The 24,858-nt window shown below is 66.5% G+C and carries 20 protein-coding genes; 6 read left to right on the forward strand and 14 right to left on the reverse strand.

The features are described from left to right. Positions 1-157 precede the first annotated feature (157 nt). From HUW10_RS13925 to hrpB, 3 genes are all read right to left on the reverse strand, one after another. Positions 158-1,684: an acetolactate synthase large subunit gene (locus HUW10_RS13925; protein WP_174504052.1), complete on the reverse strand. Its 1,527-nt coding sequence runs from the start codon at positions 1,682-1,684 to the stop codon at positions 158-160. A 33-nt stretch (positions 1,685-1,717) separates the two neighbouring features. Further along, complete coding sequence (locus HUW10_RS13930) at positions 1,718-2,590, reverse strand: hypothetical protein (RefSeq protein WP_236656398.1); 873 nt, start codon at positions 2,588-2,590, stop codon at positions 1,718-1,720. Positions 2,591-2,741: 151 nt separating this feature from the next. Next, complete coding sequence (gene hrpB, locus HUW10_RS13935) at positions 2,742-5,171, reverse strand: ATP-dependent helicase HrpB (RefSeq protein WP_174504891.1); 2,430 nt, start codon at positions 5,169-5,171, stop codon at positions 2,742-2,744. A gap of 47 nt (positions 5,172-5,218) precedes the next feature. Between hrpB and HUW10_RS13940 the strand changes: the two genes are divergently transcribed. From HUW10_RS13940 to HUW10_RS13955, 4 genes are all read left to right on the forward strand, one after another. Next, on the forward strand, positions 5,219-7,246 hold the full coding sequence (locus HUW10_RS13940; RefSeq protein WP_174504053.1) for a protein-disulfide reductase DsbD: 2,028 nt from the start codon (positions 5,219-5,221) through the stop codon (positions 7,244-7,246). Beyond that, entirely contained in the window at positions 7,243-7,728 is a 486-nt protein-coding gene (locus HUW10_RS13945) for a hypothetical protein (protein ID WP_236656399.1), read from the forward strand. The genes HUW10_RS13940 and HUW10_RS13945 overlap by 4 nt, the downstream gene beginning before the upstream one ends. Before the next feature lie 45 nt (positions 7,729-7,773). After that, positions 7,774-8,400 carry a c-type cytochrome gene (locus HUW10_RS13950; RefSeq protein ID WP_236656400.1) on the forward strand — a complete coding sequence of 209 codons (627 nt, stop codon included), beginning with the start codon at positions 7,774-7,776 and terminating at the stop codon, positions 8,398-8,400. 169 nt (positions 8,401-8,569) lie between these two features. Beyond that, positions 8,570-9,324, forward strand: a protein-coding gene (locus tag HUW10_RS13955) for an IS5 family transposase (RefSeq protein WP_371808631.1) whose coding sequence is annotated in 2 segments (ribosomal slippage) — positions 8,570-8,890 and positions 8,893-9,324 — 753 coding nt in all. Because the reading frame shifts where the segments join, the coding sequence is not laid out codon by codon here. A gap of 113 nt (positions 9,325-9,437) precedes the next feature. Here HUW10_RS13955 and HUW10_RS13960 read toward each other — a convergent pair. Next, complete coding sequence (locus tag HUW10_RS13960) at positions 9,438-10,640, reverse strand: ABC transporter substrate-binding protein (RefSeq protein WP_236656523.1); 1,203 nt, start codon at positions 10,638-10,640, stop codon at positions 9,438-9,440. 126 nt (positions 10,641-10,766) lie between these two features. Here HUW10_RS13960 and HUW10_RS13965 point away from each other — a divergent pair, with 126 nt between their 5' ends. Next, positions 10,767-11,768 (forward strand): NAD(P)H-quinone oxidoreductase, encoded by a 1,002-nt coding sequence (locus HUW10_RS13965; protein ID WP_174504057.1) that lies wholly within the window; start codon positions 10,767-10,769, stop codon positions 11,766-11,768. A gap of 396 nt (positions 11,769-12,164) precedes the next feature. Then, the gene (locus HUW10_RS13970) at positions 12,165-13,406 is read left to right on the forward strand and encodes a hypothetical protein (RefSeq protein ID WP_174504058.1); all 1,242 of its coding nucleotides are present in this window, start codon (positions 12,165-12,167) and stop codon (positions 13,404-13,406) included. 213 nt (positions 13,407-13,619) lie between these two features. Here HUW10_RS13970 and HUW10_RS13975 read toward each other — a convergent pair whose 3' ends face one another. From HUW10_RS13975 to HUW10_RS14020, 10 genes are all read right to left on the reverse strand, one after another. After that, on the reverse strand, positions 13,620-14,405 hold the full coding sequence (locus tag HUW10_RS13975; RefSeq protein WP_174504059.1) for an ABC transporter ATP-binding protein: 786 nt from the start codon (positions 14,403-14,405) through the stop codon (positions 13,620-13,622). Then, positions 14,402-15,184, reverse strand: coding sequence for an ABC transporter permease (locus tag HUW10_RS13980; RefSeq protein ID WP_174504060.1), 783 nt, complete (start codon positions 15,182-15,184; stop codon positions 14,402-14,404). The genes HUW10_RS13975 and HUW10_RS13980 overlap by 4 nt, the downstream gene beginning before the upstream one ends. 8 nt (positions 15,185-15,192) lie before the next feature. Beyond that, a complete protein-coding gene (gene alr, locus HUW10_RS13985) occupies positions 15,193-16,266 on the reverse strand; it encodes an alanine racemase (RefSeq protein WP_174504061.1) in 1,074 nt (357 codons plus the stop codon). After that, entirely contained in the window at positions 16,263-17,072 is an 810-nt protein-coding gene (locus HUW10_RS13990; protein WP_174504062.1) for an EcsC family protein, read from the reverse strand. The genes alr and HUW10_RS13990 overlap by 4 nt, the downstream gene beginning before the upstream one ends. Positions 17,073-17,101: 29 nt before the next feature. Next, positions 17,102-18,586, reverse strand: coding sequence for a replicative DNA helicase (locus HUW10_RS13995; protein ID WP_174504063.1), 1,485 nt, complete (start codon positions 18,584-18,586; stop codon positions 17,102-17,104). Between the two features lie 176 nt (positions 18,587-18,762). Continuing rightward, the gene (locus tag HUW10_RS14000; protein WP_174504064.1) at positions 18,763-20,580 is read right to left on the reverse strand and encodes a calcium-binding protein; all 1,818 of its coding nucleotides are present in this window, start codon (positions 20,578-20,580) and stop codon (positions 18,763-18,765) included. A 171-nt stretch (positions 20,581-20,751) separates the two neighbouring features. Further along, positions 20,752-21,582 carry a hopanoid biosynthesis-associated protein HpnK gene (hpnK, locus tag HUW10_RS14005; protein WP_174504065.1) on the reverse strand — a complete coding sequence of 277 codons (831 nt, stop codon included), beginning with the start codon at positions 21,580-21,582 and terminating at the stop codon, positions 20,752-20,754. A 21-nt stretch (positions 21,583-21,603) separates the two neighbouring features. After that, positions 21,604-23,028 (reverse strand): hopanoid biosynthesis associated radical SAM protein HpnJ, encoded by a 1,425-nt coding sequence (hpnJ, locus tag HUW10_RS14010; RefSeq protein ID WP_174504066.1) that lies wholly within the window; start codon positions 23,026-23,028, stop codon positions 21,604-21,606. A gap of 10 nt (positions 23,029-23,038) precedes the next feature. Continuing rightward, complete coding sequence (gene hpnI / locus HUW10_RS14015) at positions 23,039-24,229, reverse strand: bacteriohopanetetrol glucosamine biosynthesis glycosyltransferase HpnI (protein WP_174504067.1); 1,191 nt, start codon at positions 24,227-24,229, stop codon at positions 23,039-23,041. Between the two features lies 1 nt (position 24,230). Beyond that, positions 24,231-24,857 carry an ABC transporter substrate-binding protein gene (locus tag HUW10_RS14020; RefSeq protein WP_174504068.1) on the reverse strand — a complete coding sequence of 209 codons (627 nt, stop codon included), beginning with the start codon at positions 24,855-24,857 and terminating at the stop codon, positions 24,231-24,233. Between the last annotated feature and the right edge of the window lies 1 nt (position 24,858).

The raw sequence follows: 24,858 nt of genomic DNA on the forward strand, positions 1-24,858 counted from the left end.
CGTCTTGTGTCAGGACGGACCGCCCGCCCGGCGGTCAGATGCCGCCGGTTTCCGGCAGCATCATGGCCAAGGGCACAGTTACAAGATGAAAGTTAACGGTCAACCACCGTTCGATGGAAATCGCCGATCAATCCGATCCGTTGCGTCGATGAACGCCTCAGGTCAGCAGTTCGATCAGGAACGGTCCCTTGCGCTCGAAGCTCGCCGCCATCAGCGCATTGAGCTTTTCCATGCTGTCCGCCTGCGCCGCGGCAACCCCCATGCCCTCGGCAAGGCGCACGAAGTCGATATCCGGATGGCCGAGATCGAGCATGTCCATCGCGGTCCGCCCGGGATTGGCGCCGACATTGGCGTATTCGTGCAGCAGGATCGCGTATTTCCGGTTGGCCAGGATCACCACGGTCACGTCGAGATTGCAGCGCGCCATCGTCCACAGCGCGGTGATGCTGTACATCGCCGAGCCGTCCGCCTGGATCGCGAGCACCCGCCGGCCGGAGCCGATCGCAGCACCCACCGCGCCCGGCAGGCCGCCGCCGATCGCTCCGCCCGGCACCTGCAGCCACAGATGCGGGGCGGCGCCATGGGTAAAGCGGGAGAAGCCGCGGCCGAAGGAAATCCCCTCATCGACCACGATACTGTCATCCGGCAGCAGGGCGGCGAGCGAGGTCGCCACCGTCTCCGGCGCGATCGCCTCGGTCGCCGGTGCGGGGCGCGGCGTGACCGCGATGTCCGGCGTGCCGGCGCCGACGCGCTCGGCCAGTGCCTGCAACGCCGCAGCACCATCCTGGCCGATATCCGCCAGCGTATGCACCGTGCAGTCATCCGGCCAGAGCCGGCCCTTCTTGCCCGGATAGGCGAAGAACCCGACCGGCGGCTTCGCCTCGACCAGGATCAGGTGGCGGATGCCCTCCAGCGAGTGCACCGCGGCGTCGATCTGGTAGGGGATGCGCTCGATCGGCGGCCGCCCCTGGCCGCGCTCCATCCGCGCGTTGAACATCTCGGCCAGCATCTTCGCGCCGGTCGTCTGCGCGATGGCGGTGACGATCCGCAGCGTGGCGTCGGTCAGCGTCCGCCCGCCGAGCAGCATCAGCGCCGTCTCGCCCGAGCGCAGCACGTCGGCGGCGGCATCGATGGCGGCGGTCTCGGCGGAGGGGCGCGGCGGAACCGGCTGCGGCGTCCCGACCACACCGCCCTCGGTCCAGGCCGTATCCGCCGGCAGGATCAGCGTCGCGATCGTGCCGGTGCGTGCGGCGGCCACCGCGTCGGCGGCGTCCCGCCCGACCGCCTCGGCGGTCATCGCCGTCCGCACCCAGCCGGAGACCGGCCGCGCCCAGCCTTCGGTATCGGCGGTCAGCGGTGCGTCCAGCGGGCGGTGATAGGTTGCCTGGTCGCCCACGATGTTGACGATGCCCGAGCGGCCGCGCCGCGCGTTGTGCAGGTTGGCGAGCGCGTTGGCGAGGCCGGGGCCGCAATGCAGCAGCGTCGCCGCCGGCCGCCCCTTGGTGCGCCAGTACATGTCGGCGGCGCCGGACACCACCGTCTCATCGAGGCAGAGAACGCAGTTGATCCCGGGAATCCGGTCCAGCGCCGCGACGAAATGCATCTCGCTGGTGCCGGGGTTGGCAAAAACAGTATCGATGCCGCACGCAATCAGCGTATGCACAAGACTTTCCGCGCCGTTCATGAAATTCCCGGTCCTTCCCCGTCGGTTGATTGATTATCGGTCACGGAAACTGCCTGTTCCGGACGCGCCCGGCAAGGGGGGCGCGTGATGCGCGGGCAGGGGGGCGCTGGCCATCCGGCGGAGCCAGAAATGTGGCATGCCGCCGACAAACCGACGCCGCAGCGAGGCCAGCCGCGCCGCGCTCAGCCCCACGGTCGCAGCGGCGAAAAAATTCGGATCGCGGGTGAAGACCATGTAGGCGATCGTCTCGTTCACGATCAGGTCGTGATCGGCGGGATCGTAGCCGGAGGCGACCAGAAACCCGCGAAAGGCCGCCTGTTCCCGCGCGGTCATGGCAGTATCGTAGAAATGGTGGACATAGGCGCGATAGGCCGGAAGGGTGAAATAGGCGCCATGCGCCAGTTCGTGGCGGAGAATGACCGCGCGGGTCTGCCAGCCGACGCGCCGGCTTCCCGCCGCCTGGGGAATCGAAATCACCGCGCCGTTGGCCCCCGGCCGGAGAAACCCCTCCTCCCGCGCGATCTGCTCCAGCCGGCGTTCCTGCTTCGTCAGCGTCACGCGCTCGGCCCTGGCAAGGCGGTAGAAGCGGCGCAAGGCCGCAGCCGGATAGTCGTTACCGTAATAATACGTCGCCACCGACAGGTTCGCCGCCGCCAGCGCCCGGTGGAAGGCCGCCTCGTCCAGCACCCTGTCCCGCGGCGTCGCGGCCTTCTCGATCAGTGCTGCGATACGGTCGAACATCAGCCCCTGCGCTTCGAGGTCCGGGCAGTCGATCACGACGATCAGCGGATCGTCGCGGAAGCGGAACACGGTGAAGCGGTGGCCGACATGGTTGAAGATCGCGGCCTCGCTGGCGAGCGGGAAGGCGGGACGCCGCGCCGGCGCCGCCGCTCGCGCGCACGTCATGGCGGCAAGCAGAATCCCGATCGCCAGCTTCAGCCCAGATCGCCGCACCCGGCAAAAGCGCATGACCGATGCCCCGAGAGGTGAGATTGAAATCCTAACCGCCGTTCCGGCGCCGCGCCAGCCGCCTCTCCTGTTCCTCGGCGGCAGGTGCCTATCGCCGCCCGCGCGGCCTTGCCGGTGCGCGCCACGGCTCTTCCGGCCACTCATGCTTGGGGTAACGGCCGCGCATGTCCTTGCGCGCATCCGCCCAGCCGCGCCGCCAGAAATCGGCGAGATCCCCGGTCACCGCGATCGGCCGCCCGGCCGGCGAGAGCAGCGCGATCTGCAATTTCACCGCTCCGCCGGCGAGGCGCGGCGTCGCGTCGCTGCCGTAGAAGGCCTGCGCCCGCGCCGCCGCCACCGGCACCGGGACGGTATAGTCGATCGGCACTTCACCTCCCGGCGCCTCGATCCGCGGCGGCAGGGCCGAATCCAGCGCGCGGACGCGCTCATGGCCGAGATGGTCATGCAGGATGGCGAGCAGGTCGAGCGCCGCCGCCTCCTTCAGCCGGCTCATCCCGGCGAGATAGGGAAACAGCCAGGTCTCGAAATCCGCCCGCAACGCCTCGTCGGACAGGTCGGGCCAGCCCTCCGGCTCGATCTCCCGCATCAGCGCCACGCGGGCCTGCAACTGCCGCACCCCGTCGCTCCAGCCGAGCAGGCCCGGCTTCTCGCGAATTGCCGCGCGCAATGCCGCCTCGATCTCCGCGGGCGATGCCGGCGTGCTGCGCTCGGCGAGCACCAGCGCGCCGAAGCGTCGTCGCTCCCGCGCCATCACCGTGCCGCCGGTGCCATCGAGCCCGATCTCCCGCGTGGTGACGATGCGGGCGGCGAGTCGCTCCTCGATCGTCTCGACGCTGATCGGTGCCGCGAGCCCGATCTTCGGCGCGCCCCGCCCACCCAGCGCGGCGACGGCGAGCATCTGCGCGCGCGCCAGCGGGTCGGCCGGATCGAGTTTGGCGCCGCCCCCCTCGCTGAGCCGGAAACTGCCCGGCTCGCCGCGGCGCACGCCGATCCGGTCGGGAAAGCCGGCGGCGATCAGCATGGCGGGATCGCCGCCCGCTTGCGTATCCCGCCGCAGGCCGAGCCGCGCGCGATAGGTGCCCGCCGCCTGGCGGATCCGCGCGATCGCCCCGCGATCGCCGCCGCCGCGCCCGGCGATCGCGTCGAGCCGGAGCGCGATATCGGCGCTGCCCGCCTCGCGCAGCGGGTCGCGCTCCTCGAGCAGGGCCGCGAGGTCGGCGGCCAGCGCCGCCTCCGCCGCGCCATCGGCAGCCAGCATCATCGCCGCAAGGCGCGGGGCGGCGCCGAGTTCGGCCATCCGCCGCCCGACCGCGCTGATCCGCCCTGTGGCATCGAGCGCGCCGAGATCGGTGAGCAGGGTGCGCGCCTGCGCCAGCGCGCCGGGCGGCGGCGGCTCGGGAAAGGGCAGCGCCGCCGCGTCCGCACCCCAGGCGACGCAGGCCAGCACCAGCCCGGAAAGCTCGGCGGCGGCGATTTCCGGCGGGTCGAATTCCGGCAGGCCGCGATGCAGCGCCTCGGTCCATAGCCGGATCGCGACCCCCGGCGCCTCGCGCCCGGCGCGCCCGGCGCGCTGGGTGGACGCCGCCCGGCTGATCCGCCGCGTGACGAGGCGGGTGAGCGCCCGGCCGGTATCGAATTCCGGCGCCCTGCGGAACCCGCCATCCACCACCACGCGCACCCCCGGCACGGTGAGCGACGTTTCCGCGATGCTGGTCGCGAGAATGACGCGCCGCTGGCTCGAAGGGGCCAGCACCCGTGCCTGTTCCGCCGGCGGCAGGTCGCCATAGAGCGGCAGGATCGCGGCCGGCGCGCCCTCCAGCGCCGCGGCGGCGCGGCGGATTTCGCCAACACCGGGCAGGAAGGCGAGAATGTCGCCCCGATGCGCTGCCAGCGCGCCGCGCACCGCGCGGGCCAGTGCCGCCGGCAGATCCCGCGCATCGGCAAGGTCGCGCGCGGCGAATTCGGTCGTCACCGGATAGACCCGTCCCGCGCTCTCGATCACCGGCGCGTCCAGCAGCGCGGTCAGGGTCGCGATGTCGGCGGTGGCGGACATTGCAAGGATCCGCAGCTCCGGCCGCAGACCACGCTGCAGGTCGAGCGTGAGGGCGAGGGCGAGATCGGCTTCGAGGCTGCGCTCGTGAATCTCGTCGAAAATCACGCAACCGATGCCATCGAGCCCGGGATCGGTCAGCAGCCGGCGGGTCAGCAGCCCCTCGGTGATCACCTCGATCCGCGTCGTCGGGCCGGTCACGGACTCAAGCCGCGTGCGATAGCCGACCGTGCCGCCCGGCGCCTCGCCGATCAGCTGCGCGATCCGTTCCGCCGCGGCGCGGGCGGCGAGCCGCCTTGGTTCGAGCATCACGATCTTTTGTCCGCCCAGCCAGTCCGCCGCCAGCAGCGCCTGCGGCACCAGGCTGGTCTTGCCCGCGCCGGGCGGGGCGACGAGGATTGCATTGGCCGATCGCGCGAGGCTCGCGCGGAGATCGGGCAGGATGGCGGCAACCGGCAGTTCGTCCATGAGGCGGGCGGTTAGCACCGAACCGCCCGATATGCGATATTGCGCCGATGAGACGCCTTCTGCCCGTTCTGGCCGGCCTGTTTCTGGCCCTTGCAGCCATCGCCCCGGCGCGGGCGGCGCGCAGCAACGTGATTACCTCGCCGCGCGCCGAGGTCACGCTCGTCTCCGCCACGAACGCGCCGACTTCCGGGACGATCACGCTCGGCCTGCTGTTCCAGCTGAAGCCGGACTGGCACATCTACTGGTCCGATCCGGGCGATGCAGGGCAGGCCCCAACCGTGTCGATCGCCGCACCGGCGGGGGCGAAGTCCGGCCCGTTCGCCTTTCCGCCGCCGCACTGGCTGGTCGCCGGCGGCGGGGTTGGCGATTATATCGAGAGCGGCACGGTGCTGCTGCCCTTTACCGTGACGCTGCCGCGAGCGGGTGTTTCGGCGATCGACGCGAAGGCCGACTGGCTGGTCTGCAATCCCAAGCTCTGCGTGCCCGAGCACGGCAGTTTCCATCTCGCCCTTGCAGGTGGTCCGTCGGCCGAGGCTGCGCTGTTCCGTGCCGCGCATGCGGCGCTGCCGCGTCCCTTGCCCTATCGCGCGCGCATCGCGCCGGATGGCACCCTCGCCGTCACCGGCGTCGGCCTTGGCCGCGGCGTGGTGAAGCGCGCGCATTTCTATCCCTACGATTCCACCGTCATCGTCAACGCGGCGCCGCAGCGCCTCGGTTTCGTGCGCAACGGCTTCACCCTCCGGCTCAAACCCGCGCATCCGCCGATGACCGCGGCCGCCGGCGTGATCGAGATCACCGATCCCTCGGGCCGGATGCAGGCGCTGACGCTGCACGCCGCGCCGGGCGCTGCACCGCCGCCGCTTGCCGGCACGCCCTGGATCGTCTGGCTCGGTGCTGCGGTGCTGGCCGGGCTGATCCTCAACCTGATGCCCTGCGTGTTTCCGGTGCTGGCGATCAAGGCGCTGGCCCTGGCCCGGCTCGGCCATGACGACCGCCCGCTCGCCCGGCGCGAGGCGCTGGCCTATGCGGCAGGCACCGTCGCCGCGATGCTGCTGCTCGGCAGCGGGCTGCTGGCCTTGCGCGCCGGCGGCGAGGCGCTGGGGTGGGGCTTCCAGTTCCAGTCGCCGGTCTTCATCGCCGTGATGGCCTGGATCGTCTTTGCGATCGGGCTGAACTTTGCCGGCCTGTTCGAGATTTCCGGGCTCGAGCGCCTCGGCGCCGGGATGGCGCGCCATGGCGGCGTGCTCGGCAGTTTCGCAACCGGGCTGCTCGCCGTCGCGGTTGCCACGCCGTGCACGGCGCCGTTCATGGGCGGCGCGCTGGCCGCGGCGCTGGCCGCACCCGTTATCCTCGGGCTGAGCATATTCGCGTCCCTCGGGCTTGGCATCGGCCTGCCCTTCGTGGTGCTGGCGGCAGCCCCCGCGATCGGCCGGATTTTGCCGCGGCCCGGACCGTGGATGGTGACCCTGCGGCAGGTCCTTGCGTTCCCGATGTTCGGCACCGCGGTCTGGCTGCTCTGGGTGATGTCGGTCGAGGCCGGATCGTCAGGCGTGCTGATCGTCGGCGCCGGCGCGCTGCTGATCGGCTTCGCGCTCTGGCTGCTGCGCTTCCAGGGACTTCTCCTCCGTGGGTTCGCGGTTCTCGCGGTGATCGGGGCGGTGCTGCTCCTGCCCCAGGTCGTACCCGCCGATGCGACAGGGTCTGCCGCGCTGGCCGGTGCTGTGCCGCGCAGCGCCGTGCCTTATTCCCCGGCGAAGCTCGCGGCGCTGCGCCAGGTTGGTCAGCCCGTGTTCGTCGACATGACGGCCGCCTGGTGCATCACCTGCCAGGTGAACGAGCGGGTGGCGCTGGCGCCGCGCGCGATGCAGCGCCTGTTCGCGGCACGGCACGTGACGCTCATGGTCGGCGACTGGACCCGGCGCGATCCCGCGATCACCCGCTTCCTTGCCGCGCACGGGCGGGATGGCGTGCCGATCTATGTCTATTACCCACCCGGACACGCCGCACCGGTGGTTCTGCCGCAGGTGCTTACCCCGTCGATCGTCCGGGCCACGATTGCGGGCGCGCCGTCGTGATCCGCCGCCGCCATGTCGTGTTGCGGGCTGTTGTCCTTGCCGGCGCGCTGGCCGGAACCATCGGGCCCGGCCGCATCCTCGCCGCGCCGACCGGCAGGTGGTCGGGCCATTATCATTGCGCGCAGGGCAACACGGCGCTGGACCTGACGATTACGCCGGCCGGGCCCGGCAAGGTTCGGGCGCTGTTCTTTTTCCATGCTCTCGTAGGCAATCCTCACGTGCCGCCGGGCTGCTTCTCCATGGCCGGCCGTTATGACGCGGCGTCCGGCCATCTTGCCTTGAGGCCGACAATGTGGCTGCTTCGGCCGCAACATTTCGTCTGGGTGGGGCTGCGCGGCCGCATCGACGGCGCGGGCGGGGCGATGGCCGGGCAGATCGATGGGCCGGGATGCACCGATTTTTCCCTCGTCCGCGTTGATGGGAAGGTGCCGGCATCGGTTCCGCCCGCTTGCCGTATGGAACGCGGCGCGCCAACGGTTTAAGACTACGAAAAGCATACGATATCGGTAATTCAGGACTGGATGGACATGATTCGGAAAAGTGGTGTGCTGGCGGTAATCGCATTGTTGGCCGGTTTCGGGGTGGCTCAGGCCGCCCCGCCGCCCGAGGCGGCGCAATGCGCCGGCTGCCACGCCCAGAACGGCATGGGCAATCCGGCGGCCGGGTTTCCGGCACTCGCCGGGCAACCCGTGAACTACCTCGAACAACAGCTTTACGCCTTCAAGCACGGCACAAGGCGAAACGGCATGATGAGCAGCTTCGCGGGGGGGCTGAACGCGGCCCAGCGCAAGGCGATTGCCGAATATTATCACGGCCTGCCGGTGGTCGCACCGGCCTCGCTGCCGGCGGCCCCGAAGGACAATGTCGGCGAGACCCTCGCGATCCACGGCGTCGGCGCCGGTACCGACCACGCGATCCCGGCCTGCGATTCCTGCCACGGCGCTGGCGGGCGGGGCCTGGAGCCGGAATTCCCCCGGCTCGCCGGTCAGCCGGTGAACTATCTCGAGGCGCAATTGAAGGCATGGCAGGGCGGCGCCCGGCACGAGGGCAACACGCATCTCATGCAGAACATCGCCGACATGCTCAGCCCGGCCCAGATCAAGGCTGTTGCGGCCTATTTCGCGGCGCAGCCGCCGGTCGCACCGGGATCCTAGAACATCAACCGATCAGATGGGATCATCTGATCGGATAAAGATGCTTTCATTATCAACGGGATAGAGCGCGTCGTCCGATCCATCCGGGTCGGGTGACGTGCTCTAGGTTCTGTACCTATTGCCATGACTACGGGGCGTCTGATTCAAGTCTGTTTGGAGGACTTGGAACATGGCGGAACTTTTCTGGCTGAACGACACGCAATGGGCTGCGATCGAACCATTGCTGCCGAAGCTTGGCGGCAAGCCTCGGGTTGATGACCGCCGGGTGCTGAGCGGCATCCTGCATCGCTTTCGCGAGGGCTTGCGATGGCGAGCGCTTCCTGAGGCCTATGGGCCACGAACCACTGTGTTCAACCGGTTCAACCGCTGGAGCCAGCGTGGCCTCTGGCAGGAGATCTTCGCGGCGCTTGTCGCCTGCGCGGATCCGCCGCGCATCGCCATGGTGGACAGCACCTCGGTTCGGGCACATCGCGCGGCCGCGGGCGGTAAAGGGGGGCGCAAAGCCAGGCCATCGGCCGGTCGAGGGGTGGACGGACGACCAAGATCCACGCCGTCGCAGATGAGCAGGGACGCATCGCCGCACTCCTCCTGACGCCAGGACAGGCCTCCGACATCAGCGGCGCGAGGGCGCTTCTGCCCACAATACCGCCACCAGAAGAGCTGATCGCCGACAAAGCCTACGACGCTGATGATCTTCGCGCCTTCCTCACCCGCCAAGGCACCAGGCCGGTGATCTCGCCCATGCCCAACCGCCGCGCCATTCCGCACTTCGACCCCGTCGCCTACAGAAAGCGCAATCTCATCGAACGCGCCTTCTGTAGGCTCAAGGACTGGCGCGCCATCGCCACACGATATGACAAAACCGCACGAAATTTCCTCGCTGGTATTTGCCTCGTCCTCGCCGTCACATCATGGATCAGTTGAGTCCAGAACCTAGAGCATCATCCGATCAGATGGAATCATCTGATCGGATAAAGATGCTCTATTTATCAAAAAGATAGAGCACTACATCCGATACGGAAGGATCGGAAAGTGCTCTAGAACGTGAGGACCGGCTTTGCCGCGCCGGGGATTTTCGGATCGATGGTCACGAGCGCGCCGTTGCGCCATTGCTGCAGCGTGACGAAGCTTGCCTGGTTCTGGCCGCGCGAATCGAATTTGATGCCCCAGCCGTTTGGCAGGCTTCCGCGCGGCAGGTTGATGGCCGAGAGCGCCGCTGGCAGCTTTTGCCGCCGTCGCCAGGCCTCGATGGCGATTGTCGTGCCGACATGGGTGGTCAGGCTGGCGGCGCCGCGCGGCGGGGCGGCGTAGCGCGCCTGATAGGCAGCAGCGATTCCGGCGGCGGCCGGGCCGTAGAGCGGGTTGCCGATCACCATCGTATTGTCGATCGCCCCGCCAAGGGTCTGGCCGATTTCGGCAAGCCCGTAGCCTGGCCCCGTGCCGATGATCATGCGGGGACGCCAGCGCGCCTCCTGCATCGCCTGGTAGAGCAGCAGGACATGATCGGTCCGCCCGGCATGGATCAGCAGGTCGATCCGGGCATCCCGCATGCGCCCCACCTCCTCGTCGAGATCAGGTGCGGTCGTGGCATGGGCCATGCTGAGCGTCACCGGGAGGCCCTCCTGCCGCAAGCCCGCGAGCAGGATACCGGCAAAGGAGCCGTCGGTGGCGCCGATATCGAACAGCAGGGCAATGCGCAGGCGCGCGGCGGTGGTGTTCCACCCGGGCGCCAGGATCCGCGCAATCGCCGCTTCGGTGGCCGCGGTGAAGGCCGCGGTTGTTGTGCAAGTCCGCCGCAAGATCCGGAAATTGCGCATGGTGATGCCGGCGGCGGGTGCGTCGAGTTCGACATAGGGAATCCCGGCGAGCTCGGCGGCGGCGGTCGCGGCGAAGGACGCGGTGGAGGATTGGCTGCCAAGGATCATGTCGATCGACGGAGCCTTTCCGGCCTTGCGGATCATGGCCTGGATGGAAGCGTCGGGGTCAGCCGCATTGGCTCGTATCACTTCGATATCCGCGTCGATCCTGGTGCGGGCGGCATCAATGGCGAGTGCCACGCCGCGCCACGCCTCATCGCCGAGCAGCGTCTGCGGGCCGGTTTCGGGGAACAGCGTGCCGATCAGCAGGCGGCGGCGTGTCCCGTTGGCCACAAGCGGCTTTGCCGCCACCGCCGGCCGGAGGCCAAATCCCGCAAGGCCGATGCCGGCAATCACGCCGCGGCGGGAGAGCGGGCGGGTCACGCGCAAGCAGGGCGATGCGGTTGATCGATCATGGCTCATATATATAGGTGAGAGACATGGCCGGATAGGCGCCGCCGACGCCGTGCCATGCCCCCGAAATCCAGCCGCCAATCAAGGAGACATCCGATGAGCCATCCCGCGACCATGGAGCATGTCACGTTCGAGCAACCCGGCGGTCCCGAGGTCTTGTCGTTCGCGACCGGCCCCGTCCCGGCGCCGCGCGAGGGCGAGGTTCTGATCCGGGTCGCCGCTGCCGGGGTGAACCGGCCGGATATCCAGCAGCGCAAGGGCGCCTATCCGCCGCCGCCGGGCGCGAGCCCGATCCTCGGGCTTGAGGCCGCCGGGACGATCGCCGCCTGCGGCACCGGCGTTGACCGCTGGGCGGTCGGTGACAGGGTGACAGCCTTGTGCAATGGCGGCGCCTATGCGGAATACGTCGCGGTTCCGGCGGCGCAGTGCCTGCCTTGGCCGGAAGGGTTCAGCGCGATCGAGGCGGCCTCGTTGCCGGAGACCTATTTCACCGTCTGGGCCAACCTGTTCGACCTCGGGCGGCTGGAGCCGGGCGAATCGGTCCTGATCCATGGCGGGACATCGGGAATCGGTGTCGCCGCGATCCAGATGGCCCGGCAGCACGGTGCGACCGTCTATGTCACGGCCGGTTCGGCCGCGAAGTGCGAGGCCTGTGTGGGACTCGGCGCGACCGCGGCAATCCAGTATCGCGAGCAGGATTTCCTCGACGAGATCAAACGCCTGACCGATGGGCGCGGTGTCGACGTGGTGCTCGACATGGTCGGGGCGCCCTATGCCAGCCGGAACCTGCGTGCGTTGCGGCGGTCGGGTCGCCTGGTGCAGATCGCCTTCATGGGCGGCAGCGTGGCGCACGACATCGACCTGCTCCCCATCATGGTCAATCGCCTTACCGTGACGGGATCGACGATGCGCCCGCGCAGCACCGCGGAGAAGGGGGCAATCGCCAGCGCCTTGCGCCAGACCGTGTGGCCGTGGCTGGAGTCGCGGCAGATCCAGCCGGTGATTGCGCAGACGCTGCCCTGGCGTGAGGTCGCGCGCGCCCACCAGCTGATGGAAGACAGCACGCATATCGGCAAGATCATCCTCACGATCGCGTAGCGGCCGGAATCCGGCACATTACGGATGACCGGCGCAAAATCCTGACCGGCCGTCTGCGGAGCTGACCGGCCCCTGAAATTCCCCACCGGAGATTTCAGGGGCTACCGCAGCCGAGACAGAGAAAAATAAATAATAAGACAAATTCGACAATGCGGCTGCGTTAGTTGAAATAAGAGAAATAATCTAAAAAAACAATCAATATAGATTATTGAGACAGATTTTTGATTGGGAGGTCAGACAAAAATCCTAATATGAGAAATTCACTGATTTTGAGTTTCTTTTATAATATAAGTATCGTTTTTGATATTATAACTTCCTATCTATTCTCTTGCTCGGAAACCCTGAACAGGATATTTGGTAACCATTGGTTAAGGACGATTTTCAGGAGCTTTCGGTATGAGTCAGAGTATTTCAATTGGTGGTGGTGTTAATAATCAAAAGCTGACTGGAATTGTGACGATTCCGACCAGCAATCTTACCCCATCGCAGGTTGCATCTCTCCAATCCTTGCTCAACGCGGATTTTAGCGCGGCGGCTCAGGGCACTGTCGACCTGATCGATTTCGATGCCGTGATCCCCCAGACTTTCAGCACCGCAGGCTCACAGTCTACCGGCGGGATTTATGAAGTCACCAATACCAGCGGAACAGGCGTAACTTCGCCTGGTAGCGTCAATGTTGCCGTCACGGTGCCGTCGAGCACGAGCAACGTAATCTTGCAGGCGCCGGGCACGATTTCGGTAACCGGCAATGGCCAGGCAAGCACCTACTTTATCGGGTCGCAGACTGCTGCCCTGATCACGACTGGCGGTAGCGGGGCCGGGACTAATACGATCTACGGTTTGGGTGGCAATACGACGATCAATGCTGCTGGCGACAACCAGATTTCACTGTCCGGCGGCAACGATCTCGTCAGAGTGCTGAACGGCAACGACACGGTGAATGCGACCGGCTCAGCAACGGTTCGGGTCGGCATCCCCAATGGGTATGCCGGCTCTGTCGACTTCATCAACAATGGAACAGGCTCTGTGGTCGTTCTTGGGCAGCGCGGCTCAGTGACGGCCTTCGGCGGCAATGCCGGCGGTCTACTTTACGGCGGCACGGCCGGTAACAACCAACTGGTCGCTGGCAATGGATCGTTTACGCTGGTTGGTGGTGGTAACGGCGACACCCTCGCTGCCGGCTACAACGCGACATTCTCGACGTCCAATAACAACGACCTCTTTGCCGGCGTCGGCAATGAGACGCTGGGCGCCTCTCAAGCCACCAATAACAACCTGTTCGCTGCGGGTTCCGGTAACGACGTGATTTCGTCTGCCGGCGCGGGCGCTCAATATTTCTTCACATCCTCAAGCTCTTCGACAATTTACGGCTCGACAGTTACGGGTGCGACCAACACATATTTTGTCTCCAATTCCACGGCCGGTGGCGGAAGTTCGGTCCTCGAAAACTTCAACATGGCCACGGACCAGATGGTTGCACGCAACGGTGTGGTCATCAGCTCCGTCAACAATATCACTGCCAGCATCTATCCGACCGGCGCCGCCGCTGTCATGCTGTCGGATGGTTCGCAGATAACGATGGTTGGTTACAACGCCAGCCAGCTTACGAAATTCGTTGGTGGGTCGGTCATCAACTGAAGTTTTTAGAGCAACATCCGGTTCTGATATGTCGGATGTTGCTCGGAATCGCGATATTTCAGAAGCCTCGGGCCATAAACCCGAGGCTTTTTCATTGGACGAGTTTTGCGCCATCGGCCGATCCGATCGGATGTGGTGGCCTACGATATTGATAAACGGAGCATCATGCGGGACGTCATCGAGGGCGGCTGGATCCGCCAGACGAGATGCGTTTCAGCGGCGCAGCGCCATCCGGATCGGTCCTTCGCGGCGGCCGTGGGTGAACTGGTCCACCATCTCGTTGCCGCTGTTCATCACCCGCGCGGCGTCGCCCTCCCAGACGATCCTGCCATCCTGCAGCATGGCGATGCGATCGCCGATTCGCTGCGCGCTCGCCATGTCGTGGGTGATGGTGATCGAGGTCGAGCCCAGGCGCTTCACGCAATCGACGATCAACCCATCGATCACCGCGCCCATGATGGGGTCGAGTCCCGTCGTCGGCTCATCAAAGAACATGATCGACGGCTCGGCCGCGATCGCCCGCGCCAGGGCCACGCGCTTCTGCATCCCGCCCGAGAGTTCGGAAGGTGAAAGCTCGCCGACGCTCGAATCGAGCCCGACCTGTGCGAGAATGCCTCCGGCAATCCCGCGCGCCTCGGCGCGGGTGACGCGGCCGCGTGCCAGCAGCCCGAACGCGACGTTTTCCCAGACCGGCCGGCTATCGAACAGCGCGCCGTTCTGGAACAGCATGCCGATCTGGTCGCGCAGCGCGCGGGCGCGCGCCGGCCGCGCGGTGAGCAGGTTTTCCCCATCGATCCAGATTTCACCCTCATCTGGCGGGATCAGGCCGAGAATGCATTTGAGCAGAACCGACTTGCCGGTGCCCGATCCACCGATCACGACCGTGCTGGTCTTCGGCATCACGTCGAGATCCACGCCGTCCAGCACGCGCTTTGCGCCGAAACTCTTGCGCAGACCGCGGATGCGGATCTTCGGCTCGGTTGTCCCGCCGCCGCTCACGAGAAGAACGCCTGGGTCATGAGGTAGTCCAGTGCCAGGATCAGCACCGAGGCGGAGACCACCGCCGCCGTGGTCGCACCGCCAACGCCCTGCGCGCCGCCGCGCGAGCGGTAGCCGTGAAAGCATCCCATCAGCGCGATCACGAAACCGAACACTGCCGCCTTCACCAGGCCGGAGACGACATCGTTGCTGTGCAGGTAGTTCACCGTGTCGCGCAGATAGGCGTTGGGCTCGAAGCCGAGCCTGACGGTGGAGACAAGGAAGCCGCCGGCCACGCCGAGAATATCGGCGATCACCACCAGCAGCGGCAGGGCGATCACCCCGGCGAGCAGGCGCGGGGTGACGAGGTAGCGCATCGGATCGGTGGCGAGCGTGGTCAGCGCGTCGATCTGGTCGGTCACGCGCATCGTGCCCATCTCCGCGGCGATCGCCGAGCCCGCCCTGCCGGCGACCATCAGGCCGGCCAGCACCGGGCCGAGTTCGCGGGTGAGGGACAGCACCACCACGCTCGCGATCACGCTCGAACTGTCGAACCGGGAGAAGCCGACATAGCTCTGCAGCGCCAGCACCATCCCGGTGAACACCGCGGTGAGAGCGACGACCGGCAGGCTCGAATAGCCGATTTCCATGAGCGCGCGGCCGAAATTCCGCAGATGGAAGGGCGGACGCACCAGGCCGGACAGGCCGGCGACGGCGAAGAGCGCGAGTTCGCCGAGCGTGGTCACGAAGCCGAGCGCAAGGCGGCCGAGTGCGGCAATCGGGTCGAGCACGAGATTCATGCGCGGGATTATACCGATTTCACCACCCGCCGATAGCGCGGGCCAAGCGAGGTCAAAATCTCGTAGCCGATCGTGCCGGCTTCGGCGGCGATGGCATCGATGTCATGGCCCGGACCGATCACCTCGATGACGTCGCCAGGGGCGAGGGCGGGATGATCGGTGACGTCGAACGTCGTCAGGTCCATCGATAGCCTGCCCGCGACCGGGATGAGCTTTCCCCGCCAGCGCGCCGTCAGCCGGTTCGACAGCGACCGCGGCAGCCCATCGGCATAGCCGACGCCGATTGTCGCGATGCGCGAGGGCCGTGCCGCCCGCCAGGTGCCGTTGTAGCCGACGGTCTCGCCCGACGCGATCGCGCGGATTTGCAGGACCGGCGCGGCGAGGGTGATGGTCGGGCGCATCGGATTCGCTGCCGTCGGTGTCGGGTTGCCGCCATAGAGCGCGTAGCCGGGCCGGGCGAGGTCGGAGCCGAATGTCGGGCCGAGAAACAGGCCGGAGGAGTTGGCAAGACTTGTCCGCAGCCAGGGGAATTGCGCGGCGAAGGCAGCGAAACGCCGTTGCTGTGCTGCGTTTTCCGCCGCATCCGGCTCCTCGGCGGCGATGAGATGCGTCATCACATGCGTCAGTCCCAGCCCGTCGAGACGGTCAGGATGGGCGATGAGATGGGCTGCCTCGTCACGATCGAGGCCGAGCCGGTTCATCCCGGTATCGACATGCAGGAACGAAGGCGGCGCGCCGTCATCGCCGGCCGCCTCGCGCCAGCGCATGCAGGACGCTAGCGAGCCGAGCACCGGGATCAGCCGATGCGCGTGCATCGTGCGCTCCTCGCCGGGCGGGCAGCCGTTGAGAACCGCGATCCGCACCGCCGGCAACAGGGCGCGCAGCGAAACCGCCTCATCGAGCGTGGCAACGAAAAAGCTGCGGCAGCCTGCCGCGGCAAGGGCAGGGGCGACCAGCGCCGCACCGAGTCCGTAGGCATCCGCCTTCACCACGCCGGCGACCTCTCCCGCATGGCGAGCGGCCAGTGCTTGCCAGTTGGCAGCGACGGCGCCGGGATCGATGGTCAGGGTCGGGTGGTTCATGCGGCGGTGCGGAACAGTTGCCGGCGCTCCCGCAGCCGGGCGACATGCGCGTCGAAACAGGCGCGCACCTGCTCGGGATCGTGCCGGCGCTCCAGGTCGCGGATCGTGAAGTGAACCTGCGCCATGGTCTGGAAATGGCTCATGAAAAGGTAGTTGGCGCCCGCCCCCGAAAGGGCGCCGACCAGTGGCACCAGCGCCGCCATCGCCTGTTCGGATAGCATGACGGAAAACCGCGCGGCGATCGTGCGCAGGAACAGCGCGAGCGGCGCGTGGGTCAGTGCGCCGCGCACCGCCCAGTAGCTGGCCTCGACCTCGCCCTCCTCGCCGCGGATCGTGCCGAAGCCGAACACTTCGAGGCAGGCGCGCCGCGTCTCGAAATCGTCGATATCCTCACCGTGGCTGCGGGCGATCTCGGCGATGGCGCGGAACATCATCGCCATGGTGAACGGGATGTCGGCCAGCGCGAGCGGGCCGCCGGCAAGCCCCGAGATTGCCCCGCTCGCCGCAACGGCGCCGCGATAGACCCGCTCGGAAGCCGGCCCCGCGCGGCGTGGCGCGAGCCCGGCGCGCGAGGCGGCGAGCAGCGACCACAGGGCTTCGGAGGCGTAGTCCTCGATCGCCCGGCGGCTGTTCGGCAGGAACAGGTTCAGCGCGCGCTCCGCCGCCCCTACCGTGCCGCGGCCGATCCGGTTCAGCAGGCGGGCAAACAGCCCGTGCGCCGCGACATAGCGCGACGCCGCCTGCGCGATCCGTGCAAGATCGGCCTCGGGCAGGCCGGCGCAGGCATTGCCGCCGGATGTCGCCATCGCACGCGCTCCTTCGGTTCGTTCACCGCTCATTCATGTTGGGTGTCGAGGTCGGCGAATCGAGTGAATTCGGCCTCGAAGAACAGGTCGATCTTGCCGGTCGGGCCGTGGCGCTGCTTGGCGAGGATCAGCTCGGCGCGGTTGTGCACCGTCTCCATGTCCTGCTGCCATTTAGCCAGCGCGTCCTGGAACTTGTCCTCGGAATCATACGCCATCTGCTTCGGCATCCGGGCCTGGAGGTAGTATTCGTCGCGATAGACGAACATCACCGCGTCGGCGTCCTGCTCGATCGTGCCGGATTCGCGGAGGTCGGAAAGCTGCGGGCGCTTGTCCTCGCGGGATTCCACCGCGCGGGAGAGCTGCGAGAGTGCTATGACCGGCACCGCGAGTTCCTTGGCGATGGCCTTCAGCCCCTGGGTGATCTGGCTGATTTCCAGCACGCGGTTGTCCGGCCTGGTGCCGGCGGCCGGGCGCATGAGCTGGAGATAGTCGACCACGATGAGCGCGAGGCCGCGCGTGCGCCGCAGCCGGCGGCAGCGGGTGCGCAGCGCCGAGAGGGTGATCGCCGGCGTGTCGTCGATGATCAGCGGTAGCCGGGCGATGCGGCGCGACACCGCGACGAAATTGTCGAAATCCTTCTGGCCGATCTCGCCGCGGCGGATGCGGTCGGAGGAGACGCGCGCCTCCTCGGCGAGAAGGCGGGTGGCGAGCTGTTCGGAGCTCATTTCGAGCGAGAAGACCGCGACGCATTGCTTCGCCTCGGCGTTCGGGTTTTCGGCGCGAGCCTCGCTCAGCAGGGCCTGGGCGGCGCCGAAGGCGATTTTTGTGGCGAGCGCCGTCTTGCCCATGCCGGGACGGCCGGCGAGGATCAGCAGGTCCGACGGGTGCAGCCCGCCGGTCCGGGCGTCGAGATCCGTAAGGCCTGTGGTCAGGCCCGAGACCTTGCCGTCACGCTCGAAGGCCTTGGCGGCAGTGTCGATCGCCATCGCCAGCGCGGCCTCGAAGGTCATCGCGGCACCCTCGCTGCCGCCCTTGGTGGCGAGGTCGAACAGCGCCTGCTCCGCCGCCTCGATCTGCGCTGTGCCGTCGAGCTCGGGGTCCGACCCGAAGCCGCGATTGACCGTGAGTTCGCCGAGCTCGATCAGTTGCCGGCGGATCCAGGCATCGTAGATGATCCGACCATAATCGCCGGCATTGATGATGCCGACCATCGCGGTGAGCAACTGGCCGAGATAGGCGGTGCCGCCGACATCGTCGAGCAGGCCGGAGTGTTCGAAGGTCGCCCGCAGCGTGACCGGATCGGCGACCTGCCCGGCCTCGATCCGCCGGGCGATCGCCTCGTAAATCCGCCCATGCACCGCATCGGCGAAATGCTCCGGAGCGAGAAATTCCGAAACCCGCTCATAGGCCTTGTTGTTGGCCAGCAGGGCGCCGAGCAGGGCTTGTTCGGCCTCGAGATTGGCAGGGGGTAGTTTCGGCGCGGCGCCCGGCCGGGCAAGCTCGGAGATGTCCATCTGCCGCTCTTAGCGCGTCATCCCGGCGCGCGACAGCACGCGATGCGGGCCACAGGGCTGTGGAAAAGGTGGATAAGGTGGATAACCGCCCGAGCGCGGGGCAGGCGCGGGCGCCCCATCGCCGGTTTTCTCGTAAGAGCGGTCGCCCTCCGGGCGGGAGGGCGACCGTGCCGGGATCAGGAAAGAGTGGTGGTCGATCCGGAAAGATTGGCGCTGAGCTTGTTGCTGAGCCCGCTGACGAGAATCTGGGTTCCGTCGTTCAGAAGCAGGTTGAGGCCGCCCGAGACGACGGACTGGCTGCTGACGGAGACATTGCCGGAGAGGTTGATTTTGTCGGTACCGCTCCGGAAATTGCTGATCAGGTCAGACTTGTTGGCAGATCCGCTGTCGAACGTGAAGTAGTTCGCGGTTGCCTTCGCGCCGCCGACGAGCGTTTCGTTCCCGGCGCCGGCAAAGAGGTAATTGGTCCCCGAACCGCCGGTCAGCGTGTCGCCGCTACCGCCGCCATACAGCGTCACCGAGCCGGTGGAGCCGGTCAGCGAGTTGTTGCCGCTCGAGCCGCCAAAGGCCACCAGCCCGCCCGACCCGCCAAGGGCGGTGACGCTTCCGGTGCCGCGGGTGATCACGCCCTGGCCATTGCCGCCGATGAAATCCAGCGTCCCCACGCCGCCATAGACGCTGGCCGCGCTCGTTCCGGTCGCAGTGATCGTCTCGTTGCCACCTAACAGGAAAGCCTTTGAGCCGCCGTTCAACGTCTCGCTATTGTTGCCGCTGACATAGAGGGTAAAATTCTGCCCGGCGCTGACAATGGAACTGTTGCCAGCCGCAAGCGCATAGGATGTGCCGCCAAGCGTTGCAGAGTTACCCGCGCCTGTCGTGCTCGCCATAAAGACGAAGCTGTTGCTGTTGCTCGTGGTGATCGCCGCGTTTTGCGAGCCGTTGACGAAGATGTCACTCGTTCCCGACGCAGTGATCGTATTGTTGCTGCCGTCGGCAACGACGGTATCAGCGCCGGTGGCGTAGACAGTGTTATTCGACCCGTAGGCTAGGAGAACATTCGACCCCGTAGCGGTTTCCGCGTTGTTCTGCCCGAAAATGGCGACAGGGGCGGCGGCGCTGGCGGTGATCGAGTTATTCTTGCCGGTAATCAGGGCCTGGCCGGTGCCCGAATCGGTAATCGTGTTGGCGCTGCCATCGGACCAGAGGCCACCTTGCCCGCTGATCGTGGCTGAATCGTGCGTGCCATTCGCCCACACCGTTGTCGCGCCGGAGGCGTTGACCGAGTTATATCCGGTATCCACCCGCTTCAGCTTGACCAGGGCCTTGCCCGTAGCCGTGATGGCGGCCTTCGCGGTTCCCACATTGATCGTGTCGTTGCCGCCGGACACAACTGTGTCCAAGCCGGCATTCAGATTGAGCGTGTTGTTGCCGCCGGTGGTCGTGATGTGGTCGTAGCTTGCGCTGCCATTGACATTCGGAGCCGCCGTGATGGTGTTGTTGCCGCTCGGTGCGACAACATCGTACCAATAACCGTCGAGGGTGAAATTGTTGTTGCCCCCGCCGGCATAAATGGTGTCGATGCCCGAGCCGCCCTGCGGGTCGAAGGTCAGGTTGGTTGTGTTGCCGGTGACGATGAGAGCGTTATACCCGGAGCCGCCGGTGATGGTTTCATTGCCGCTGAAGCCAGCGACAATGCCTTTGATGCCGCCATTGGTCGGGGCCCCGTTGGTCTGGCCATTGGGAAGGGACAATATGCTGCCCCCACCGGTGACCGTGCCGGTAATCAGGGTATCGATATAGAAATTCGTGCTGGTCGGTGCCGGCGGAAGGGGTGAAGCCGTGGTGCCAGCGCTGTTCAGGGACAGGGGCGTAACACTCGCCCCGGAATAGGCCGATTGCAGGGTAACGATATTGTTTATGTTGTTGTTCAGCTGCTGCTGAACGATCGACTGGATCGACTGGTCGACAGAGAAAAGATTGGTCGTTCCATTCAAGCCGGTCGTTATTGAAACAGTTCCATAAGATATTGAAGATGACACGTTATGCTCCGTATCCTGCTGCGCTCACAAACAGTTAGTTTTAAAAAATTACCAGTCAATCAACAAGGAGGTGTTTTTCCGATCAAGGAGCCCCTTTCAATGTCACATTGCAAAATTAAATTCTACTCATCTTATATCGCGTTTTAACCAGGCCGGATACCCCGTGCGCAGCCGGAGCAGCGCGTCAAATTCCGCCGCGTGTTCGTAATCCGGCATCAAATGAGCGAGGGTAGCGCAGTGCTGCGTTGCGGGATGAAAATAGATTTCGGTTTGCCCTGGTGGCAGCGCTTCGAGATAGGCGCGCACCCGCTCCAGTGTCATGTGGCCCGAATGGCGGAGGCCGAGAACATGGTCCGGACTTGCCAGCCCGGCGCGCCGCGCCTGGGTGCGCAGCACCCGCGACCACGCATGAAGAGCATGGGCGGCAAATCCGGGCCGGTCACCACATGACGCCAGAACGGCGGGCGGTTCCGCCGGAATCCGGATCCGGGTCAGGCCGAACTCCCGGCCGATGCGGATCATCAGCGCCGCGACGGTCGGATGCATGTGCATGTGCTTGTGACTGTCGGCGTGGTGCAGGGGCAGGCCGGTGGCGGCGAAGGCCTCGAACTGCGCGCGGATTTCGGCCGCCAGCTCGCGCCGCGCCGCGGCCGAGAAGAAGTAGCGGAAGCCGCGGGCCACCTGATCCGAGCCGAAGCGGCCATCCGCCCCGGTGATGGTCGGCAAAGCGGCATGACCGAGGATCGAGGCGCCCTCGACCAGGACCAGATGCAGCCCGACATTCAGCCCGGGCAGGCGTCGCGCCCGGGCCACCGCGTCTGCCGCCGCCGGGGCGGCTACCATGAGGCTGGCCTGGCTCAGCACGCCCTCGCGATGGGCGCGCTCGACAGCCTCGTTGACGGTTTCGGTCAGCCCGAAATCATCGGCCGAGAAAATGACCTCGGCGTCCCTCCGCATGGCCGCGGACGCCTCTGGCGATCAGGCGGCGTGGCGTTCGCGCAGGAACTGGAAGAATTCAACGCCCTCGCGCAGCCGGCGCTTCATCATTTGCGGGCTGCGCACCATCTCGCCCACGATCGAGGCGATTTTCGGCACCCGGAAATAGAACTGCCGGTAGAAGGTTTCGACGCTGTCGAAGATTTCGGTATGCGTCAGGTGAGGATAATGCAGCGGCGCGATCTGGATGCCGTGATCATCGATCAGTTCGGCATGCGTGGCATCGAGCCAGCCGTTCTCGACCGCCTGGTCGTAGAGGAAGGTTCCCGGATAGGGGGCCGCGAGCGACACCTGGATGGTGTGCGGGTTGATCTCCTTCGCGAAATCGATCGTCTCGCGAATGGTCTCCTGGGTTTCGCCGGGCAGGCCCAGAATGAAGGTGCCGTGGATCTTGATGCCGAGATCGTGGCAATCCTTCGTGAACTGCTTCGCGACCTCGACCCGCATGCCTTTCTTGATGTTGTGAAGGATCTGCTGGTTGCCGCTTTCATAGCCGACGAGCAGCAGGCGCAGCCCGTTGTCGCGCAGCACCTTCAGCGTGTCGCGGGGAACGTTCGCCTTGGCGTTGCATGACCAGGTGACGCCGAGCTTGCCGAGTTCACGCGCGATCGCCTCGGCGCGGGGCAGGTTGTCGGTGAACGTATCGTCGTCGAAGAACAGCTCGCGCATCTGCGGGAAATCGCGCTGAATCTGCTTCACTTCGGCGATCACGTGCTCGACCGAACGGGTGCGGTAGCGATGCCCGCCCACCGTTTGCGGCCAGAGGCAGAAGGTGCAGCGCGACTTGCAGCCCCGCCCCGTATACAGCGAGACGTAAGGGTGCATCAGATAGCCGATGAAGTAATCCTCGATCTTCAGGTCGCGCTGATAGACATCCGCGACGAAGGGGAGGCTGTCCATATCCTCGAGGATGGCACGGTCCTTGTTGTGGACGATCTCGCCGGCCTCGTTGCGCCAGGAAATGCCGTCGACCTCGGCGAACGGCCTTCCCTCGGCGATCTCCTTGATCGTGAAGTCGAACTCGTTGCGGGCGACGAAATCCACCGGCGTCGCGCGTTCGAGGCTTTCGGCGGCCTGCACCGCCACCTTCGCGCCGATGAAGCCGATCTTCACGCCGGGATTTTCCGCCCGGATCTGCGCGGCGACCTTCACGTCGTTGGCGAAGGAGGGGGTGGAGGTGTGGATGATGACCAGCTCGGCGGCGCGGGCGTGCGGCATCACGTCCTTCATCGTCTGGCCGGCCGGCGGCGCGTCGATCAGCTTCGAGCCGGGGATCAGGGCTGCCGGCTGGGCAAGCCAGGTCGGAAACCAGAACGAGCGGATCTCCCGTCGCGCCTGGTAGCGGGAGCCGGCGCCGCCGTCGAACCCGTCGAAGGAGGGCGGTTGCAGGAACAGGGTCTTCATCATTGCTTCGGTCCTAACTCATGTGCCGCGGGACGGCACCAATTCCGTTCCCACCAGTGCTGCGGCCGGAATCGGCCTGCAGCGTCTGGCCACGCCACTCCACCGTGTCGCTCCAGAAACTCAGCGCGAAAATGGCGGCCGAAGCCGTGTCGCGCAAGAGGAAAAGCCAGGGCGGCGGCGGGGTCATCAGCAACGGCACGCCGCCGCTCCCCCCGCCAAACCCGAGGCGCCGCTCGAACAGGCGGGCAATGCCATGGCGCAGCCCGGCGGCAAGGGCAAGGCAGATCCAGGCCCAGATGGCGCCACCGCTCAGCAACAGGGCGAACAGCGCCCAGAACAGCGGAAATTGCGTCACGATTCCCGCATAGCTGAGCGGCACCAACGCGCGGACGGTCCTGGCCCAGCGCAACTCGTGGCGCAGCAGTGCGCGGAGCGTGATCTCCGGCACCGAGGTTGCCGGTATCGCCGGGGCAAGGGCCACCTGTTTGCCGATCGCGCGGATCCGCTGGCCGAGCACATTGTCGTCGGCGAGATGGTCGAGCAGCGCCGCGAAGCCGCCGATCGCGTCGAGATCGCGCCGCCGCAACGCCATGGTGGCGCCGAGGCAGTCCTGCCGGCCGAGGGCGCGGGCGATGGCGGCGCCGGGCAGAAATCCGTGATTGATTTGCATCGCCCCAAGTCGGCCGGCGAGTGTGTCGGTCGCGGGCAGGCCGGTATAGAACGTGGTGACGAGTCCGACCTCCGGCCGTGCCAGCGTCGTGACGATCGCGGCGAGGAAATCCGGCGCCACGTGTATGTCGGCATCGGAGACCACGAATACATCGTGGCGCGCCGCGCCGCGCATCGCGATCAGATTGGCAACCTTGCGATTGCGCCCCTCGCGATGGGGGCCGGTCACCACCGCCACATCCACCTGCGGATAGCGCTGCCGCAGCCGGGCGACGATGGCAATCGCCGGATCGTCCGGGTCGGCGGCGCCGAAGACCAGCTGGAAGTGCGGATAATCGAGCAGGAAGAAGGATTCGAGCGCGGTATCGAGCAGCGGCTCGACCCCGTGCAACGGCTTGAACACGGTAACCGGCGGCGCCTGGTCCGGGATCGTCGCAGAACCCCGCTGCGGGCTGACGAGGCAGGCGCCGATCGCCTGCTGGATCAGACCGACCGCGCAGAGCGCCTCGGCGAAGACGGGCAGGATCGCGGCCATGTCAGTCGCTTATCGCCCCGCCGGACAGCATCGCGATCTTTTTCCTCAGCGCCTCGATCAGCCGCGCGGCGTTGCCAGGGTCGATCAGTCCGCTGAAATCGGAGCGCTGTGCGGCAACCTTGCTGATCGTGCCCTCGAAGAGCACGTCGGTGATCTTCCAGGCGCCGCTGGCCTCGCGCATCACGTAGGCGAGCTTGACCGCCTTGCCGTCCTGCTCGTTCAGGGTGGTGGACACGATCCGGCTGTCGCCGGCGCGGCGGATGTCCGGATCGGTGGTGAAATGCTGCCCGCCATAGGCGTTGAAATTACTGACATAGGTCGCGATCGTGTATTGCCGGAACAGCTTGCCGAGCTCGGTTTTCTGGGCGGCTGGAATTTGCGGCCAGAGCAGGCCGGCGGAATTCTGGAGGATCAGCTCGAGATCGAAGCTCGCCTCCACCACCGGCTTGAGCATGGCATAGCGCGCGGCGAAGCTCTTGCCGGCGCTGGCTGCCTTCATCACCGCGATCAGCGCCGAATCGAGCGAGTCGACCGGCAGCGCTTCCGGCGGCGTGGCCGCGCGCGCCTGGGGCAGGGCGAGGCCGATTGAGGTGGCGGCTGCAGCCGCCAGGAGACCACGACGTTTCATG

Origin of the sequence: Acidiphilium sp. C61 (genome assembly GCF_905116885.1) — a bacterium.
Lineage (GTDB): Bacteria > Pseudomonadota > Alphaproteobacteria > Acetobacterales > Acetobacteraceae > Acidiphilium.